Raw genomic sequence first — 16,206 nt, forward strand, 5'->3', positions numbered from 1 at the left:
GACATTCAGGGGCATGCAGCAGGGCAGAGCGGTGCTCAGTAGCCGCCTTTCTTGCCGACGCCGGCATAGACGAAGTCGTATTCGGTGGTGATGGTCTGCGGCCACTCGGCGACGCCGGTTTCCTTGTCGATATGACGCGGCATGTCCGGATGCTGGATCTCGAAGGTCAGGTGGTACTTGCCCGGGCCATCCAGCTTGACGTTCTTGCCGTAGTGGGTGCCGTCATTGGCGATCATCGGTACCAGCTCGCCTTCGATCGGCGCCTCGCCACCCTGCCTGGTCAGGGTATAGTGAATGCCGAGATAGGGAATCCAGTCGCCCGGCGCGAAGCCGTTGTCGTTTTCCATCAGCGCGTGGATATCGGCTTCCAGGTGGATATCGGCCTGATTGGCAGGCAGCTTGCCGGCCGGGGCCATCACCACCGGCTGCAGGTAGACCGCAGCGATTTCCATGCCGCCTTCCTTGACCGGCGTGCCGATCGGGTATTCCAGTGCCGAGGCCTGACCCGCCACGAATGTTGCCGCCAGGCTCAGGGCGAGCAGGCAAGGCTTGAGCGCGCGGGGCAGAGCAGTGGTGAGGGAGTGACGCTGTGGCATCGGGGGGACTCGCAATGATGGGAAGTGGAGCTTCATTATCCCGATAAGCCTAAATATAACCATTCTCATCCCTGCGCCGCTTGCGTTGCTCATCTTGCAACGGGGCGTTGTATGAGCATGAGCTTCTTCTCAAGTAACAGGCGCGAGTGGCAGGCCTGGCGGCCGCGCCGGGCAGATCACGTTTTTCTTGCGACGGCCTCACGTCTTTCTCGCGCCACCTGGTCTGCTCATCTGGTCTGGCGCGCTGCCATGCGGCATGCTGCGCGACATGACGACTCCTCCTTCAGATTCTCCTTCTCGCAGTGACCTGCCCGCCCTCGAGGCGTGGTGCCGAACGCTGCATCAACATCTGCTCGCGCGGCGTCAGCGTGCCTGCCTGTGGATCAGCGGCGATGACCCCTCTGGCGCCGCGCAGGCGATCTGCGAGCGGTGGCCAGCGCATGAGCCTGCCCCGCTGTGGCTGGGCACAGGTGAAGTTTTGCCGACACAGGGCGCGACGCCGGTGCGTACGCTGGCGATGGCCAAGGCCGCCACCCAGCTGGGCGGTGAGCAGTCACTGGTCATCTTCGATGCGGCGCAGCCGGCGGCTGGTTTCGACCCCGATGCCTTCGGCGCCGTGGCCGGCACCCTGAAGGCGGGGGGGCTGCTGGTGCTGATGACGCCTGCCGCCTGGGCCGCGGCAGACCCTGCGCCAGTGCCGGATGGCGATCACGCGCGGCTGGCTCACTGGCCCTTCGAGCGGCAGCAGCTGACGGCGCGCTATCTGGCGCGGCTGGCGCGGCGCCTCTCATCGCATGCCAGTGTGCTGCACTGGCCACAGGGCGGACACTTGCCTGCGCCATTGCTGGATGGCGGCAAACAGGCGGCGCGAACAGACGCCATCGTCGACAGCGATTGCCTGACGCAGGACCAGGCCGCCAGCGTGGCTGCGCTGGAGGCACTGGCACCTGCGCGACCCGTGGTGATCAGTGCCGATCGCGGGCGTGGCAAGAGTGGCGCGCTGGGTATCGCGGCGGCGCGCTGTCTGGCGGCGGGGGAGAATGTCTGGCTGACGGCGCCACGCCCTGCGGCGGTCAGCGCGATCTTCGCGCGCCTGGCGGCCCTGCTGCCCCGGGGGCGGCGCGAGGGCAATGTCTTTCGCTTGCCGGCTGGGCAGGCGGAGGACGACACGGCTTCCGGCAGCGAACTGCGTTTTCTGGCGCCGGATGCCATCGAGGCGGCTCGCCACGCCTGTCACGATGAGCTGCTGCCGCGGCTGTTCGTCGATGAGGCCGCCGCCATCCCCACGCCCTTGCTGAAAGGCTATCTGGCGTATTTTTCGCGCATCGCCTTCGCTACCACCGTGCATGGCTATGAAGGCACCGGGCGCGGCTTCCAGTTGCGGTTTCGCCATCATCTCGAGCGCCAGTGTCCCGGCTGGCAGGCGCTGGAGATGACGACGCCCGTGCGCTGGGCGCCCGGCGACCCGCTGGAAGCATTGACCGATGACCTGCTGCTGCTCTCGGCGCAGCCGCCTGAGCTGCCTGAGCCATGCGCGAAGAATGCTCAGCAGTGGCTGGAGGGCTGCGACATTGTCGTACTGGAGCGTGATGCATTGGCGCGTGACGAGGCGGCGTTGCGGCAGCTGTTCGGCCTGCTGGTGCAGGCACATTACCGCACCACGCCGGCGGACCTGCGCCAGCTGCTCGACACGCCGGGGCTCACGCTGACGGCGATTCGTCAGCGCGACGTCACGACTGGGCGTGATGCCTGGCTAGGGGTGGTGGCCGCCGTCGAGGAGGGCGGCTTCCCGATGCCCCTGGCGCATGACATCTGGTGCGGCAAGCGGCGTCCGCGCGGGCACCTGCTGGCACAGTCACTGGCGGCGCATGCAGGCCATCAGGGTGCCGCCGAGGCCCGCTGGTGGCGGGTGCTGCGCATCGCGGTGCATCCCGCGCTGTGGCGGCGTGGTCAGGGGGCGCGCTTGCTCCAGGCGCTCGAGCAGCAGGCACTGGCGGCAGGTGTCACGCGACTCGGCACCAGCTTCGGGGCCGAGGCCGATCTGGTCGCCTTCTGGCTGGCGCAGGGCTTCGTGCCGCTGCGCATGGGCCTCAAGCGCGATGCCGCCAGTGGCGAGCACGCGGTGATGATGGGCAAGGCCATCGGCGAGAGTGGGAGTGGCGAATCTGCGCCGCGCGGGCAGTTGGCGCAGGATGCCTTGCTCGGCGCGCTGCAGCAGGACTTTCAGCGCCTGCTGCCCAGCCTGCTGAGGCATGAGCTGCACGGCTTGCCGCCCGTCTTGGCCGACAGGCTGCGGCAGCAAGGAAGTGAAACTGACCTGGCCACGCTGACGCCAGCCGCATGCGTGCAGCGACTGGACTGGTATCGCCGTGGTGGCGGGGGGCTGGCGCTGGTACGGCCGTGGCTCGAGACAGCACTCGAGTCCCGTGAGCCTTCACGACTCGATGAGGCGTCGCGTCACGGGCTGGTGCTGGCACTGGGCGGACAGGATGCGCCTGCCTTCATCAGCTGGGCCGAGGGGCAGGGCATCGTGGGCCGCAAGGCGCGCGATCGCTGGTGCCGAGCGGCCGCCGGGCGCCTGATCGAACAGAGCGAATGACAAGGCCGTATGACATGAGCATCAGATAAGCCCAGCGCGGCCGATCGCGGCTCAGAGGCCCGGAATGCCGATCGGGCCGGGCATGTCAGGAATCGGCGAGCAGCCACTCAGCATCAGCAGGCCGGTAGTGGCGGAGATGGCGGTCAGCAGCAGTAGTCGACGAGGCATAAAGGCTCCGATGAAGGTGGGGAATGGCATGCATCTGTCAGCAGGATCGTGATTGTCATCCTTGCATATTCGAAGTCGCTGATCGATAGGTGTCGACAACCACTAGCCACGCCCGTCCGCTGTTCCGTATGCTCGCTGATGACAAGAACAGGAATCTTCGCCATGAATGAGCATATCGATACGTTGGACCCCGCCATCCTCTGGCGTCATTTCCGCACTCTGTGCAATATCCCGCGCCCGTCCGGGCATGAAGCCGCGCTGGTGGCCTATCTGATCGACTGGGCCGAAGCGCGTGGTCTCGCCCATGATCGCGACGCTTTCGGCAACCTGCGCCTGCGCAAGCCCGCCACCCCCGGCCACGAGAGCGCAGCGGGCATCGTGCTGCAGGGCCATCTCGATATGGTCGCCCAGGCGGCCAGCGACAGTGATCACGACTTCACGCGTGATTCCCTCGATACCTACTTGGAAGACGGCTGGCTCAAGGCGCGCGGCACCACTCTGGGGGCCGACAACGGTCTCGGCGTCGCGGCGGCGCTGGCCGTTCTCGAAGACGACAGCCTCGTGCACGGCCCGCTGGAAGCGCTGTTCACCCTCGAGGAGGAAACCTCGATGGGCGGCGCGCTGAATCTGGCCGAGAACTGGCTGGAAGGGCGCTACCTGCTCAATCTGGATTCGGAAGACCGCGGACAGGTCTATATCGGCTGTGCCGGCGGCGCGGACATCAATGTCGCCCACGAGTTTGCCACCTCGTCCCTGAAGGATGCCGAAGCGGAGCTGGAGCTGACCATCGGTGGCCTGGTCGGCGGCCATTCCGGGCTCGATATCCATCGTGGGCGCGGCAATGCCAATCGCCTGATGTCACGCGCGCTGGTCGCGCTGGCCGAGTTCAAGCCGCGTCTGGTCAGCTGGTCTGGCGGTACGCTGCGCAACGCCTTGCCGCGTGAGGCCACGGTCGGCGTGGTGATCTATGACGAGCGCGTCGCCGCCGCGCGCCAGCGCCTCGCGGACTTCGAGGCCCAGATTCGCGACGAGCTGCGCGAGACGGACTCGGATGTCTCGCTCAGCGTGACCCGCGGCAACGCCGAGAACGCGCTGTCCGTCGAGGACACCCAGCGGCTGGTCGCGGTGCTGGATGCCGCGCCCTACGGGGTCGAGCGCATGAGTGCGGCGGTGGAAGGCGTGGTGGAAACCTCCAACAACCTCGGCGTGGTGCAGCTGCGCGAGGGGCGCTTCCATCTCTGCGCGCTGGTGCGTTCGCTGCGCGATGATGCCGTGACCATGATGGAGCAACGCATTCGTGGGCTCTTTGCGCTGATCGGCGCGACCACCGTGGCCGAGAATGCCTATCCGGGCTGGCAGCCGGCGCCGGATGCGCAGCTGCTGGCGCGCTTCTGCAGCCTGCACGAGCGCGTCACCGGCCGTGCGCCGGAGATCAAGGTCATCCATGCAGGACTCGAGTGCGGCATTCTGGGGGCCAAGTATCCCCAGCTCGAGATGATTTCCTTCGGGCCGCTGATTCGCGGCGCCCACTCGCCCAGCGAGCGGGTCGAGGTCGAGTCGGTCGGTGAATTCTGGCAGGTGCTCAAGGGACTGATCACCGAGCTCGCCGAGCCTGCCAAGGCCGCTTGATCAACTCTCAGGCAAGACTCGTCACGTAGACGAACGACGCCCCCGCAGGTCAGCCTGCGGGGGCGTCGTCATCTCTGGGCGTCGTTATCTCTGGGCATCAGGCGCTGGCGTGGCCTGATGAGAGTGCACAAGCTCAGTTGATATTGATGCGGATCGCCGGAATGCCGATGCTCACGCCGTTATGGTAGCGGCTGATGCCATGCCGGCCGGAGTCATGGTTCTGGTAGTAGTACGGGCGGTAGCGGTCGTGCTCAAGACGCCCATGCTGATGGTAGCGGCGCTTGGGGACATGGCGGCGGATGTCATGACGCGAGTGATGGCGCTCCACGCGCGGCTCGTCGAACATCCTGAGGTGGCGGCGCTTGATCGCCTCGTGGCGACTCTGCGGCGTGCTGTGGCGCTCGCCGTGCTGGCCCTGCGCGCGATGGCGATCATCCGCGGCGACCAGCGTCGGCGTGGCGAACATCAGCGTCAGTCCCAGCAGCAGGGAAGGCAGCAGAGACGTAAGGGCTGTGGTCAAGGTAGAGATATGCATGGGGCGGTCTCCCGTATGGTCGGTCAGTCACCCAAGAGGATCCTTGTCGTCAGAATATCGTGTCGCAGCGCCTTTTACGAAAGGCGTTCGCTAATGTCTCCGTGCGTCGCTCGGTGTGTTGTTGTGGAGCTGAGTTGTCCAGATTGCGTTGCCTGTGGCGTAAGTGGTTGCTCGCAATGAGGTTATCCGGCGAACGTCTGCAGAGTGGTCAACGATCCTCGGAGATGAGTGGTTCAGCCAGTGCTGCGAGGACACTTCACTTCTGCCGCCAAGGCACCGGATTGCGCCCTTGAGACAACGAAAACGCCCCTGCCGAAGTGGCAGGGGCGTCTGTCTGTTCAAGCTTCAGAGCGTGCGGATCTCTAGCTTGCGGCTCTCTGGCTTGCGACCTCAGGCGTGCTGATGCTGGTGCTTGCCTTCGGCCAGTTCCTCGAGCAGCTTGGCGTTGAACGCATCAAGGTCTGCTGGCTTGCGGCTGGTGACCAGCGCGCTGTCACACACCACTTCGCTGTCCTGCCACTCTGCACCGGCGTTCTTCAGGTCCTGAGCGACGGAGGGGAAGGAGGTCATCTGACGGCCTTCGACGACGCCGGCATCGATCAGGATCCACGGCGCGTGACAGATGGCGGCGACCGGCTTGTGGGCCTGGAAGAAGCTGCGCACGAAGCTCAGTGCGCTCTCGTCCTGACGCAGGGTGTCCGGATTGAACAGGCCACCCGGTAGCACCAGGCCGTGATAGTCGTGTTCGCTGGCATCGCTGAGCGGGGTGTCGACCTGATACTTCTCACCCCAGTCGGTTTCGGCCCAGGCGCGAATGCCGTCTTTCTCCGGCGAGACGATGTCTACCTCGACGCCCGCCTCCTGCAGTGCGGCGCGCGGCACCGCGAGCTCGGATTCCTCGAAGCCATGGGTCGCGAGAATGGCCACGCGCTTACCTTGCAGTTGTTGACGTGTCTGCTGATCGGTCTGCTGTGTCATGCGAATCTCCTTTCCGTGCTTCGGCTCTTGCGAGCGTGCTGGGCAGAGAAGGGGAGAATTCTGCTCTAGGCGTACGTCACTCATCGTGGTGAGCACTGCACGCTGATGGCAGGCAATTCCCGTCCTTTCGTGCCCTGACACCCAAGACATGGATGCGCGATACTGACTTTCAAGGGGGGGGTGACCCCGCTGCGTTTTCACAGGCCATGGAGTGTCCGATGTCGCTGCTTTCTGAATCTTCCGCCGTGATGTGGTTGCTGGTCGGCGTGCTGTTGATGCTGTCGTTGGCCCTGGGGCTGGGCTGGCGGCGAACCCGCGAGCAGCTCCATGCGCTGCAGGAAAGCAGTGAGGAGGAGCAACAGTCGATGCAACAGACGTGGCAGGCCTCGCTGGACGAGTCGCGTGAGCGCCAGCAACAGGCCGAGCAGCGGGCGGCCCTGATCGAGCAACGTGCCGCACTGGATGAGCAGCAGGCGGAGCAGCAGCAACGCTATCTGAGCCAGTCGCTGGAGGAGGCGCGCCAGGCGCGCGATGCGCTGACCGAGCAACTCGCCACGCTGCGCGAATCGCTGCAGGGGCGCCTGGATGAACAGTCACGCGCCCTGAGTGAGCAGCAGACGCTGGCGCGCAGCCTGACCCGCCAGCAGGAAGTGCTGGAGGCGCAGCTGCTGGAGCGCGAAGAGCGTCTCGAGACACTGAGCGAGCGCTACGCCGAGCTGCGCGAGACGCATGCCTCGCTGGTGACGCGCCAGCGTCAGGAGGCCAGCCATCACGAGCAGCAGCTGGCATTGCTCAACGAGTCGCGCGAGCGCCTGAGTCAGGAATTCGAGCAGCTGGCGGGCAAGGTGTTCGAGGAGCGCCAGCAACGCTTCACCGCCGCCAGTGGCGCCCAGCTCGAGCAGTTGCTCAAGCCGTTTCGTGAGCAGGTCGGCGACTTCCGCCAGCGCCTCGAGCAGCTGCATGGCGAGGAGGTACGTGAGCGCACCAGCCTCAAGAGTCAGCTCGATCAGCTGGCGGGCCTCAACCGCCAGATCACCGAGGAGGCGGCCAATCTGTCGCGGGCGCTCAAGGGCGACAGCAAGATGCAGGGCAACTGGGGCGAGATGATTCTGGAGACCGTGCTGGAGCGCTCCGGCCTGCGTGATGGCATCGAGTTCAAGCGCGAGGTGTCGTTCACCGGCGAGGGCGGACGCCAGCGTCCGGATGCCATCGTCTACCTGCCGGACAACAAGCATCTGATCATCGATGCCAAGGTCTCGCTGACCGCCTACACCGAGTACGTCAACGCCGAGGACGACGTGACGCGAGCACGTGCGCTGCGCGCGCATCTGACCTCGGTGCGCGGCCATGTCACCGGGCTTGCGCGGCGCAACTATCCCGCCATCGAGGGGCTGGGATCGCCGGACTTCGTGTTCCTGTTCCTGCCGATGGAGCCGGCCTTCGCGCTGGCCTTCGAACACGATGACAGCCTGTTCCAGGACGCCTTCACCCAGGGCGTGGTGATGGTGACGCCGACCACCTTGCTGGCCAGCCTGCGCACCGTGGCGAGTCTGTGGAGTCTGGAGCGCCAGAACGACAATGCGCGTGTGATCGGGGAACGCGCCGGGGCGCTGCTCGACAAGTTCCGTGGCCTCGCCGAATCCCTCGAGGAGCTGGGCACTCAGCTGGGACGTACGCGTGAGGCGCATGATACCGCCATGAAGCGGCTGGCCAGCGGGCGCGGCAACCTGATCAGCCGTGCCGAGGAGCTGCTGGAACTCGGCGCGCGCATGAAGAAGCCGCTGCCGGAAGCGCTGGTGCGCCGGTCGCGCGACACCCTGCATCAATCCGAGCAGGCACTTGATCAGCCATCGACATCCGCGCCGTCGGCGCTTGATCGCCAGCCCGCGCCCGAGCCGCCTGCCAGTGAAGGCCAGGATGTCGCCGGAGCGCCGGGCGCCGAAGTACCGGGTGCCGAAGCACCGGATGCCGAAACACCGGGTGCCGAGGCATTGGACACAGAGACACTGGACACCGAGGCAGGGCAGGCGCCTGCGTCGCTCTCGCGCTGGGAGCTCATGGAGCGCAAGTGGCAGGGCGATTGCTGATCGCCCTCATCGCCTGCAGCACGGCAGGCAGCCGTTGCGACTGACGTTACAACAGACGTCGCGACATGCCCTCAGACAGCAGATGACAGTCAACGCAAGCGGCCCCCATGTGGGGCCGCTTGCGTTTGCATGGCGAGGTCAACGCAAGCGCGGGGTATCGTTTCCACATGTGATGAGGGGAGTGCGGTCAGCGCGATATTGTCGAGTCGCGGCAAGAATTTCGATCTTTTCTGCATCCATCTCCCCAAGCCCCCCGTAAGTTGGATTGAGCCCGCAGCGCAGGGGCGAAAGTGATAGATAAATAAAGTTTGGCTCATTAAAGAGCATTTTCTCAGGAGATGTGCCCATGTCTACCAAGACTAACAAGTCCGCCAAGACCGCTTTTGCCCTGGCCTCCGCACTCGGAACCGCTGTCGCTCTGTCTACCGCTGTCGTCTCCCTTCCGGCCCACGCGGCGGGCATGGAAAAGTGCTACGGCGTGTCGCTGGCCGGTGAGAATGACTGCGCCGCTGGCCCGGGTACTTCGTGTGCCGGGACTTCCACCGTCGATTATCAGGGCAATGCCTGGAAGCTGGTTCCGGAAGGCACCTGCACCTCCATCGAGACGCCGAATGGCACCGGCAGCCTGGAAGAAATCAAGTAAGCAACACGCCTCGGGGCTGGCTCGGACTTCCCTAGCATCCCCCCGAACTTGACGTCCGGTGGCCTGGCGCCACGCCGCCACCGGACGTTCGCCGCCTCGAGAGGTCTTCATGCACCAGCCATCCCCTTCCTCCGGCAGTCCGGATTTCGGTACGGCCTATCCGTCCCTCGACGAGATGGCCGTCGGTATCAGCCTCAAGGCGCAGCATGTGCGTGAGCTGATGTCGTCGCGACCGGCGCTGGGGTTTCTCGAGATTCATGCCGAGAACTACATGGGCGCCGGCGGGGCACCCCATGCCCGGCTGGATGCGCTGCAGGAGTACCCGCTCTCGATTCATGGTGTCGGCCTGTCGCTGGCATCGGAGCGCCCGCTGGATGCCACGCATCTGGCGCGCCTCAGAACGCTCTGCGAGCGTCACCCGCCCACCAGCGTGTCAGAACACCTGGCCTGGGCCGGCCATAGCGGCCACTTCTACAACGACCTGCTGCCGGTACCGCTGACGGACGCGATGCTGGCACGGGTCAGCGATAACCTGATGCAGTTGCAGGACACCCTGGGCCGTCAGGTATTGATCGAGAATCCCGCCCACTATCTGCGTTTCGATGCACGCGAGCTGGGAGCGGAACTGATTCCCGAGACGCATTTCCTCACTCGTCTGGTCGAGCGCAGTGGCTGCGGTCTGTTGATCGACGTCAACAATGTCTTCGTCTCGGCGCACAACATCGGGATCGATCCCGCGGCCTGGCTGGAGTCCATTCCGGGCCACGCCGTCGGGGAGATCCATCTGGCGGGGCATGGCGAGGACACGCGTGAAGGTCTGTTGATCGACAATCATGGCGCGCCGGTCTGCGATGGGGTCTGGGCGCTGTATGCCGACTTCATCAATCGCATCGGGCCGCGTCCGACGCTGATTGAATGGGATACCCAGGTACCGGCGCTGGAGGTCTTGCTGGGGCAGACCACGCGCGCTCAGGCGTTGCTGCACAGCACACGGGCGCAGCAGCTGACGCGCTCCGGCATGGAGGGCGGCCAATGACCTCTCTCGAGCGGCATGCCAGCGCTGAGCGCCAGCCCGACTGGCAGCGCGCCTTCATCGAGGCACTTACCCAGCCTGATGCCGCGCTTCTGGGTATCGAGGCAGGCCATCAGCAGCGCCTCGATGTCTATCGCAACAATGTCTGGGCCAGCCTGATCAGTGCGCTGGAAGAGGCCTATCCGGTGACCCGTCAGGTGGTGGGCGAGCGCTTCTTTGCGGCCCTGGCCCACGATCATTCCCGCCAGCATCTGCCGCGCTCACCGCTGATGATGGAGTACGGGGCCGGGCTTGCCGAGACCCTGCACACGACCCTGACCACGCTGGTCGAGACGCGTCAGGTGTCGGCCGCTCAGCTGCCGTTCTATGCGGTGGACCTGGCCCGCTTCGAGGTCGCTCGTCTGGTGGCCTATCACGCGGCGGACGCCGAAACCCTGGTGCCGACCCAGCTGGCGGGGTTGCCGCCTGAGGCGGTGATGGAACTCAGGTTCTCGGTGCACCCCGCGGCATGTCTGCTGCGCCTGGAGCATGCGGTGCTCGAGATCTGGCAGCGCCATCAGCATGCCGGCGCGACCCTTGAGGGGCTGGATATCGCGCGGCCGGAGCGGATCTTGATCACGCGCCCGGCGCTGGAGGTGCAGGTCACGGTGCTGTGCGAGGCCGCTGCCTTGCTGCTCGAGCTGCTGCTGGCGGGGGAGGCGCTGGCGGACGCGGCAGCGCGGCTCGCGGACGCGCACCCCGAGCAGGAGCTGGGGCCGCTGCTGGCCCCCCTGCTGGCAAGTGGTGCCTTCCGCGCGCCGACCTGATCCTGCCTGGTTCTTTTCTGCTCGGCTCTTTTCTGTTTGACCCTTCGCGCCCTGGCGCACCCTTGAGGAGGCCTCATCATGAGCCTTGAATCATCAACGACGTCTGCGGTTCGTACCGGTATGGCGGGGCAGGTCCTGAAAGTGTTCGTCTGGCTGGAAAACCTGCGCATGGATGCGCTGTTGATCCTGATGCGCATCATCGTCGGCGCGGTATTCTTCATGTCAGCGCAGACCAAGGTCGATGGCTTCACGATCAAGGAGAGCACCTTCTTTCTGTTCGAGCATGAATACGCCTTGCCGCTGGTCTCGCCGATACTGGCCGCCTGGCTGGCGACCATCGCCGAGCACCTCTTCCCGCTGATGCTGTGGCTGGGGCTGGGGACGCGCTTCGCGGCGCTGGGGCTTGCCGTCATGACGCTGACCATCCAGCTGTTCGTCTATCCCCATGCCTGGGTGACCCACGGCCTGTGGCTGTCCAGCCTGCTGGTGCTGGTATTGCAGGGGCCGGGACGCCTGTCGCTCGATCAGCTGATTCGCTCACGCATCGCCTGAGGCCGTCATGCGGCAGAGTCGTTCGGTGAGGCTCATATCAGTCGCACACAACGCAAGACGGAGACCCTGGGGTCTCCGTCTTGCGTTGTAGTACCGCGATAGTGCCGCTATCTATCCGCTGACTAGCGAGGCGCTCAGGCCGGCTCGTCGGCGAGTTGATGCTCGATCTCGGCACGCACCATCTCGACGCTGGCGGCATCGATGTAGCCGTTGGCATGCGCGTGGTGCGCCATGTCGAGGCTATCGGCGCTCAACAGCATCACGCAGCCGAGGGCAGCCAGCTCCTCGCCGAGCTGGTCCAGCTCGGCCTTGCGCGAGTCCGAATCGCCTATCTGGCGAATGTAGATCGCGCAGATGCGACCGGGATAGCGGCGCACGACCTCGGCGTAGACTTCCGGGTCATGCTGGCCGCTGTCGCCGATGAGCAGGAACTGCATCTCGTCATACAGGCCGAGCATCTTCTCGATCAGCGCCTGCTTGTGGTCTTCGGAGCGTCTGGGCAGCGGGCGTTGCAGCGTCAGGCCCCACTCGCGCAGGAACAGGATCGGCCCGACCGGAATGCGGTTGTGCTGGAAGAAGACCTCCAGCATCTCGTAGATGCTCCACGGGCCACGCGACACATAGAGCAGCGGGCGCTGCTGTTGGCCATCATCACCCTCATGAAGCGCCTGATAGAGCGCGGCCACGCCGGGGAAGGCGGTGCGCCGCTCGGCGGACTCGATGAACAGGCGGTAAAGCATCTTGAGCTTGTTGGCGACACCGGTGTACATCACGGTGTCGTCGATATCGCTGATCACCCCAAGGCGTGTGCTGATGGGCGGCAGATAGACCTGCGCCTCGCCCTCCACCGGGGGCTGCTTCGGCGGACACGCGGTGATGCGGGCGGTATGCCATTGGCCCTGGTGCTCCAGCGGCTCATCGAGCGGCAGATGTACGCTGAAGTAGCCATCGCGGTCGGTGATGGCGGTGGTGCGGTTGTCCCCCAGCGCGACCTCTACCTCGACGCCGCTCTTGCCCCAGCGCAGCATGCGACGACCGACATCCATCAGGTCGCGCCCGGCGCCGGGAGCCAGCTGGCTGCGTGAGCCGGGCTGGCGGAAGATGCGCCCCATCAGAAAGGCTTCGCTGTGCGAGCCGTAGCCACGATAGGCGTGAATGACGTAGCCATCCTTGCCCTGGGCGTGGCGCATGGGCTTGGCAGCCACATGCAGCAGCTTGCGTAGCAGACGTGTCAGCGGCAGTGACATGCAACCCTCCTGGTCGGTATCTGGCGGGCCTTCATGGCCACATGACAACGCCGCCTTTCGAGTCCCGCGTGTGCAGGGTCGAAAGGCGGCGTTCACACTGCGCGAATGCCTCGCGGCCCAGTGTCAGTCAAGTACAGCGTCAGGCAGCAGCATCAGAGATCCGCGCTGCCATGCCCTGGCACTGCATTGGCTTGAGCGCTTACTCGCCCAGGTAGGCGGACAGCATCCACACGGTCTTTTCCTGCTCGCGGATGTAGTCACCGACCAGTGAAGCGGTACCTTCATCGTCGGCGTCAGACGCGACGGACATGATCTCGCGCTGCAGTTCGATCAGTGACTTGTAACCGGTCAGCAGGCCCTTGACGCAAGCCGTGCCGTCGCTGACGTGGGTGTCTTCCTTGATGGTGGCGACACGCGCGTAGTCACTGTAGGCGTGCAGCGGCTCGTGACCCAGAGTCAGGATACGCTCGGCGATCTCGTCGACCTTGGTCAGCAGGTCGGTGTAGGTTTCCTCGAACTTCACGTGCAGCTCGAAGAACTGGTTGCCCTTCACGTTCCAGTGGTAGCCACGGGCATTCATGTAGAAGGTCTGGTAGTTGGCCAGCAGGATGTTGAGGTGCTCGGCCAGCTGAGTGGCGCTGGCAGTGTGCAGGCCGATGGCATTGGTATCGTTGGACATGAAGACTCTCCTGAAAAATGTGAAGTGAACGGCATTGTGGGGAAAGTGGAGATGCAGGTGGCGAGCCGTGCTGCCAGTATGCCACCAGTGTAGAGGCTGGGCGGGATGCAGGGTAACGAATTCACTGTATCGCCCTCATCGGCCACCCCTATCGTCGCCGGCGCACCACCCTCAAGCCGTAGATGAATGCCTGGTAAGAGATGTGGTGCGCGCACGCGGTTTTCAAGGTCGCACACGGATATTGCAGCCAATGTCGTCGGCTCGGACATTCTGATTTCGGCCACATACGCAAAGGCCCCGCACGGGGCGGGGCCTTTGCGACAGCCATGTCATCAGCTGTCATCACTTCTGCAACGCTCAGGCGTCAGTTGCGCGCCATGTGCAGGAAGTGCATGTGCTTCTCGTACTGGTCCAGCACGTCGCCGATCACCTGCTCCTTGGTGTAACCCATGACGTCATAGGTCTGGCCACCTTCACGCAGGAAGACCTCGGCGCGGTAATGGCGTTCCACGTCGCTGGTGCCCTTGCGCTTGACGTTGCGCAGCGCGAAGGCCGGTGCAGCGTATTCGCGCACCCGCACACCGTAGACGAAGTCGACTTCCTCGCCGTGGCTGACCTGCAGATAGCTGCGGTCTTCCTCGTCATTGACGCGAGTATCCAGGCCCTGGGCCTCGAATTCCTTCGCGACATCCGCCAGTGCCGGCGTGACGGTGTTGATCAGGTACTGCTCGACGTTCTTCTGACGCGGCGTCTCGACCAGGGTCTGGACGCGCTTCTGCCAGCTGCGTGCGCCACCGGCGGTGTGGCCCGGCGTGTTGCTCAGGTGCTGCATGGAGCGTTGCTTGACGCCCTCGAGACGCAGTGCCTTGAGCAGGCCATAGCAGACGAACATCAGGATGATCGCGAACGGCAGGGCAGAGGCCAGCGAGGCGGTCTGCAGGGCGCCCAGACCACCTGCCATCAGCAGCGCCACGGCGACGAAACCTTCGGAGAAGGCCCAGAAGACACGCTGCCAGACCGGAGATTCATCACCTTCCTTGGAGGTCAGCATGTCGATGACCAGCGAGCCGGAATCAGAGGAGGTGACGAAGAAGGTCACGACCAGCAGGGTGGCCAGCATGGAGGTGATGCTACCGAACGGGAACAGCTCCAGGAACTTGAACAGTGCCACGGACGCATCGGCGGAGACCGCTTCTGCCAGGTTGCCCGCGGTGTCGGTCAGCAGCATGTGCAGGGCGCTGTCGCCGAAGAAGGTCAGCCACAGGAAGGTGAAGCCCATCGGCACGAACAGCACGCCGTAGACGAATTCACGGATGGTGCGGCCACGCGAGACGCGTGCGATGAACATGCCCACGAACGGGGACCACGCGATCCACCAGCCCCAGTAGAACAGGGTCCAGCCACCCAGCCACTTGGACGGGCCATCTTCGGGGATATAGGCGAACATGTTGAAGGTCTTGTCGACCACTTCGCTGAGATAGCCACCGATGTTCTGGATCAGCGTCTGCAGCAGGAAGATGGTCGGGCCCACGCACAGCACGAACAGCATCAGCGCCAGTGCCAGGCCAAGGTTCAGCTCGGAGAGACGACGGATGCCGCCGTCCAGACCCATGACCACGGAAACGGTCGCCAGACAGGTGATGATGGCGATCAGGATGATCTGGGTGGTCAGGTCGTTGTCGATATCGAACAGGTAATGCAGACCGGAGCTGACCTGCAGCACGCCCAGACCCAGCGAGGTCGCGACCCCGAACATGGTGCCGAAGACGGCGAAGATATCGACGGCATGGCCGATCGGGCCATGGATGCGCTTGCCGATCAGCGGATACAGCGCAGAGCTGATGCGCAGCGGCAGGTTGTGGCGGAAGCTGAAGTAGGCCAGCGCCAGCGCCACCACGGCATAGACGCCCCAGGCGTGGATGCCCCAGTGGAAGAAGGTGGTCTTCATGGCTTCACGCGCGGCCTCGACGGTGCCGGCATCGCCGACCGGAGGCGCAGTGAAGTGGAAGACAGGCTCGGCGACGCCGTAGAACATCAGGCCGATGCCCATGCCCGCGGAAAACAGCATCGCGAACCAGGAGCCGTAGCTGAAATCAGGCTCGGAATGGTCTGGCCCCAGCTTGATGTCGCCATAGCTCGAGAAGGCGAGACCCAGCGTGAAGATCACGAACACGCCCATGGCCAGCAGGTAGAACCAGCCGACGGTGTCGATGATCCAGGTCTGGACATGACCGAAGGCGGTCTGCGCGGTATCCGGCATGGCGACCGTAAAGATCACGAACGCCAGAATCACCACGGCGGAGCCGAAGAAGACTGGCGGATTGATCTTGGCGACCGTGGGCTGGTCGGCATTTTCTGACATAAATTTCTCTCCCTGATTGCCTATTCGTCGATAATGGTAACTTATTGAACCTGTAGCGTCGTGAGTTGTCCGCGCGATATCGTTTCCATATGTAACCAGTGTTGCGCGCGCTGACCGGCGGTTTGCGCGCCGAGCGAGCGGCCCTGGCGGCGCTGGCGTTGCGTGATCATCGTGCGAAATGGTAATGGCGGTACGGTCTTGGCTTGCATTGTCGGGGGCTGGATACGGTAGGCGCTGGCATGGCTGGGCGCTAAGATGAGGCTTCCTGCATCGAGGGTATCTCGCTGTCTCG

The 16,206-nt window shown here is 64.6% G+C and carries 13 protein-coding genes; 7 read left to right on the plus strand and 6 right to left on the minus strand.

The window, feature by feature from the left end:
* Positions 1 to 35: 35 nt before the first annotated feature.
* Entirely contained in the window at positions 36 to 596 is a 561-nt protein-coding gene (locus U0O11_RS01180; protein ID WP_324691181.1) for an iron transporter, read from the minus strand.
* Between the two features lie 268 nt (positions 597 to 864).
* On the opposite strand from U0O11_RS01180, the gene U0O11_RS01185 reads away from it, so the two are divergent.
* Together U0O11_RS01185 and U0O11_RS01190 are read left to right on the plus strand one after the other, a co-directional pair.
* A complete protein-coding gene (locus U0O11_RS01185) occupies positions 865 to 3,195 on the plus strand; it encodes a tRNA(Met) cytidine acetyltransferase TmcA (protein ID WP_324691183.1) in 2,331 nt (776 codons plus the stop codon).
* Between the two features lie 330 nt (positions 3,196 to 3,525).
* Positions 3,526 to 4,992 (plus strand): aminoacyl-histidine dipeptidase, encoded by a 1,467-nt coding sequence (locus U0O11_RS01190; RefSeq protein ID WP_324691185.1) that lies wholly within the window; start codon positions 3,526 to 3,528, stop codon positions 4,990 to 4,992.
* A gap of 133 nt (positions 4,993 to 5,125) precedes the next feature.
* Here the strand turns inward: U0O11_RS01190 and U0O11_RS01195 are convergent, their stop codons facing one another.
* Together U0O11_RS01195 and U0O11_RS01200 are read right to left on the minus strand one after the other, a co-directional pair.
* Positions 5,126 to 5,527: a hypothetical protein gene (locus U0O11_RS01195; RefSeq protein WP_324691187.1), complete on the minus strand. Its 402-nt coding sequence runs from the start codon at positions 5,525 to 5,527 to the stop codon at positions 5,126 to 5,128.
* Between the two features lie 390 nt (positions 5,528 to 5,917).
* Positions 5,918 to 6,505, minus strand: a complete 588-nt coding sequence (locus tag U0O11_RS01200) for a type 1 glutamine amidotransferase domain-containing protein (protein ID WP_043333235.1) — start codon at positions 6,503 to 6,505, stop codon at positions 5,918 to 5,920.
* A gap of 218 nt (positions 6,506 to 6,723) precedes the next feature.
* Between U0O11_RS01200 and rmuC the strand changes: the two genes are divergently transcribed.
* The 5 genes from rmuC (at position 6,724) to U0O11_RS01225 (ending at position 11,626) form a co-directional block, all read left to right on the plus strand.
* The gene (rmuC, locus tag U0O11_RS01205) at positions 6,724 to 8,592 is read left to right on the plus strand and encodes a DNA recombination protein RmuC (protein WP_324691189.1); all 1,869 of its coding nucleotides are present in this window, start codon (positions 6,724 to 6,726) and stop codon (positions 8,590 to 8,592) included.
* A gap of 346 nt (positions 8,593 to 8,938) precedes the next feature.
* Complete coding sequence (locus U0O11_RS01210; RefSeq protein ID WP_043333233.1) at positions 8,939 to 9,235, plus strand: BufA1 family periplasmic bufferin-type metallophore; 297 nt, start codon at positions 8,939 to 8,941, stop codon at positions 9,233 to 9,235.
* 109 nt (positions 9,236 to 9,344) lie between these two features.
* Positions 9,345 to 10,271, plus strand: coding sequence for an MNIO family bufferin maturase (bufB, locus tag U0O11_RS01215; protein WP_324691191.1), 927 nt, complete (start codon positions 9,345 to 9,347; stop codon positions 10,269 to 10,271).
* Complete coding sequence (locus U0O11_RS01220) at positions 10,268 to 11,074, plus strand: DNA-binding domain-containing protein (RefSeq protein WP_324691193.1); 807 nt, start codon at positions 10,268 to 10,270, stop codon at positions 11,072 to 11,074. The genes bufB and U0O11_RS01220 overlap by 4 nt, the downstream gene beginning before the upstream one ends.
* A gap of 78 nt (positions 11,075 to 11,152) precedes the next feature.
* On the plus strand, positions 11,153 to 11,626 hold the full coding sequence (locus U0O11_RS01225) for a DoxX family protein (RefSeq protein ID WP_324691196.1): 474 nt from the start codon (positions 11,153 to 11,155) through the stop codon (positions 11,624 to 11,626).
* Positions 11,627 to 11,760: 134 nt separating this feature from the next.
* On the opposite strand, the gene U0O11_RS01230 is transcribed toward U0O11_RS01225, so the two are convergent.
* The 3 genes from U0O11_RS01230 to U0O11_RS01240 all read right to left on the minus strand — a co-directional run bounded on the left by U0O11_RS01230 (position 11,761) and on the right by U0O11_RS01240 (position 15,914).
* Positions 11,761 to 12,873: an App1 family protein gene (locus U0O11_RS01230; protein ID WP_324691198.1), complete on the minus strand. Its 1,113-nt coding sequence runs from the start codon at positions 12,871 to 12,873 to the stop codon at positions 11,761 to 11,763.
* Positions 12,874 to 13,072: 199 nt separating this feature from the next.
* Positions 13,073 to 13,552 carry a Dps family protein gene (locus tag U0O11_RS01235; RefSeq protein ID WP_043333228.1) on the minus strand — a complete coding sequence of 160 codons (480 nt, stop codon included), beginning with the start codon at positions 13,550 to 13,552 and terminating at the stop codon, positions 13,073 to 13,075.
* Between the two features lie 364 nt (positions 13,553 to 13,916).
* Complete coding sequence (locus U0O11_RS01240) at positions 13,917 to 15,914, minus strand: BCCT family transporter (protein WP_054555244.1); 1,998 nt, start codon at positions 15,912 to 15,914, stop codon at positions 13,917 to 13,919.
* Between the last annotated feature and the right edge of the window lie 292 nt (positions 15,915 to 16,206).

The sequence above is a fragment of the Cobetia sp. D5 genome, assembly GCF_035666195.1.
Lineage (GTDB): Bacteria > Pseudomonadota > Gammaproteobacteria > Pseudomonadales > Halomonadaceae > Cobetia > Cobetia amphilecti.